Raw genomic sequence first — 2937 nt, 5'->3', positions numbered from 1 at the left:
CCTGAACGCCTTCCAGATCGCCTTCGAAGGCCGGCTCACCCCGGCCGCCAACTGACCCCTACAAAAACTGGATCAGCCGTCTACTGGACACACCCCTGCACACCCGGCGCCCCTGTACGGGCCGCTGCTCGGCGTTCACCCGGTCCATGGTCGGCAGCTGCTCGGCAGGCAGCCGCCGCTCTCCTGCGACCCCTGACAGACCCGCAACAGCCGGTCCCGGTCCCATGCCCAACGGGCGACGCACAGTCATCCCGTGATCATCCCCCGCCCGATCCGCACGTTGAACCCCGACCACCTCGCGACCGGTCGCGAGCCCTCCCGCGCGCGCGAGCAGCCGAACGTGCCGCACATAGATGGGGTGTGACCGAGATACGCGGCAAAGGGGCAACTGGATGATCTTGAAGCCCTGAGTGCTCGTCGCCCGTCACCCATTCGGCGCAGTGTCGTTGGTGGTGGTCGCGACTTCTGGTCAGGCTTCTGCGCTATGCCTGTTCGAGAGCATTTCGCAAGGTGCTATCAGCATGGTCGTCGAGGGTTGTAGCGATCTTGCGCAGCTCGGTACGTCGTTCCGTGCTGCCTCTTTCGGTCAGAGTGTTAGCCCACGCTGTCTTTTGCGCGTCGGTGATTCCGACCGTCTCGTTGAACAGCGCATACAAGGCATACCAGCGCACTGAGTCGTTCTCGTCCTCGGACAGCGTCAGGAGAGCCTCGACAACTCTGGCCTCGGTGTGTTCCTCGTCGGCCAGCGCAGGAAGCGCGGCAGCTACCGAGAACCGGACGGGCTGTGCTGTGTGCGCCTGGTAGCTGAGTACCAGATCGAGGGCCTCCTGGGCATTGTGGTAACCCAGTGCGGAGATCATCCATCCCAGAACCCAAGGGTCCGGCTCGTCGGGCATCTCCGCCACGATGGCCTTGATGGTCTTCGTGGTGAACGGCCGGTGACCCGTTCCATCGTCGGGGCCCAACTCGCGCAGAATCCGTGCTCCCAGCTCTCGCTCATCCGGCGATTCGTGTGCCAGCAGACGAACCGCGCGTTCAAAAACATGGGAGGTCGGCCGGTGCTGCAACGCTTCCAGCGCCGGAAGGCGGTCGTCGTCTGTCTCCTCCGTGCTGACCTCGAACAGCGCTCTCTGGAACAGCTCGTCGTCCGTCGCTGCCTCGGCGTCATCGACTCCCATGCTGCACTTCCTTAGGTTTCCGATGAGTTGCACTCTCCTGCAGTCAGCAGGGGCGAAACTGTCTCTCCTACCGCCGCGCTGAGGGAATCTTCGAGGAGAGCACCCGGCTGCTCGCCAACCCCCTCGCCTCACCCGAGGACATCGAGGTCCTGGACGGCTGGACCCTCCACCGGCTCCGCCACAACGCTCTGACCCACGACGCCGAGCACGGCACCTCCACCCCGATGCTGCTGGCCCGCTCCCGCCACGCCTCCGTCCGCTCCCTGGAGCGATACGCACGGCCCGGCGTCGACTCGGTCGCCCGGCACGTTGCCGAACGCGACCCCGCTGCACGCCGCCGCACGTAAGTCCGAGCGGATCAGGGCTTCAAGATCATCCCGTTGCCCCTTTGGCGCGTATCTCGGAAGCGGTCGCAATTTCATCTGATGCAGTACTGCGATCGGTGTGCGCGCCCGGGGATCGGTCACCCATCGTGGCAGGTCAGGGAGTTCAGGATAGCCGACGTCTGCCGGGGATCGCGGCCCTCTCGGGGGTTCGCTTGCCTGCTGGAGGGACTTCCTACCTGCGCGCTTGCGTCAGGATTACATCTAATGAAAGATCTCTTCGTCTGATGTAAGTGACGGAGAGTGGTTTTTGATGGGCAGGAACAGCCTCGCGCCGGGGGCGGTGGGGCTGCATCTGGTCGGCGGTCTGCCGCTGCTGCGGCCGGACGAGCAGGTCTTCACCGCGATGCTGGACGGCTGGCGCAACCAGCAGCTCGCCCGCAACCTGGCGTTCTCCACCATCGAGGGTCGCGAGAAGGTAGTGCAGGCGTTCACCCGCCATGCGGACACCTTCCCGTGGGAGTGGTCGCCGCAGATGGTCGACGAGTGGATGGGCGACCTACGCGCGGTCCGGAATCTGCGCCGCTCCACGCTGCGGAACTACCAAGGGGCGATCCGCTCGTTCTGCTCCTTCGTCACCGATCCCGCCTACGGCTGGGCCGCCAACTGCGAGGAGCGGTTCGGCACCCACCCGATCCAGGTGGTCCACGACTGGAACGCCGCGGTGCATATGGAGGAGGCCGAGGCCGACGCGGGCAAACGGGCCTTCACCCGCGACGAGCTCATCGCGTTCTTCGACCACGCGGACGAGCAGGTGGACCGGGTACGCGGCCGGGGCCGCAAGGGCTGGCTGCCGGCCTTCCGCGACGCGATGCTGTTCAAGACCGCGTACGCCTTCGGCCTGCGGCGCAACGAGGCACGGATGCTGGACGCGGTGGACTTCGGACGCAACCCGCAGGGACGGGAGTTCGGCGAGTACGGAGTCCTCTACGTCCGACACGGCAAGGCGAAGAAGAGCTCACCGCCCAAGCGCCGCAGCGTGCTGACGGTCTGGGACTGGTCGGCGGAGATCCTGCAGCAGTGGAACGAGGAGGTCCGACCGCTCTTCTCCACAGCCGGCTCCGGGACCCTATGGCCCTCGGAACGCTCGGCCCGGATCGGGTTCTCCCAGATGAACACCCGCTTCGGCGCCTACCGGGACGCGCTGGGCCTGGACGCCGGGCTGGACTTCCACTCTTTTCGAAGGTCGTACGTCACCCATCTGATCGAGGACGGCTACGACGCCCGCTTCGTCCAGGAACAGGTCGGCCACGAGCACGCGTCGACGACCGCGATCTACACCAACCCTCGGGAATTGCATCAGACGGGCGAGAAACCGCAGGTCGCCAGGTCACGGCGAGAGCCTGAAGGAATCCGAGGCTACTACGTGCTAGCCG

The 2937-nt window shown here is 65.7% G+C and carries 2 protein-coding genes; one reads left to right on the top strand and one right to left on the bottom strand.

Going from position 1 to position 2937, the window contains the following annotated elements:
* Positions 1 to 482: 482 nt before the first annotated feature.
* Complete coding sequence (locus tag ACGFSA_RS34955; RefSeq protein ID WP_393310182.1) at positions 483 to 1178, bottom strand: HEAT repeat domain-containing protein; 696 nt, start codon at positions 1176 to 1178, stop codon at positions 483 to 485.
* Between the two features lie 636 nt (positions 1179 to 1814).
* Here ACGFSA_RS34955 and ACGFSA_RS34950 point away from each other — a divergent pair.
* The coding region (locus ACGFSA_RS34950) for a tyrosine-type recombinase/integrase (protein WP_393310180.1) at positions 1815 to 2937 on the top strand (1123 nt) is incomplete at its 3' end.

Source organism: Streptomyces sp. NPDC048496, from assembly GCF_043200055.1.
Lineage (GTDB): Bacteria > Actinomycetota > Actinomycetes > Streptomycetales > Streptomycetaceae > Streptomyces.
This window is presented reverse-complemented; position numbering and strand designations above follow the sequence as displayed.

Excerpts from the sequence above, each read along its gene's own strand:
- ACGFSA_RS34955 (WP_393310182.1), bottom strand. The coding sequence starts at position 1,178 with ATGGGAGTCGATGACGCCGAGGCAGCGACGGACGACGAGCTGTTCCAG.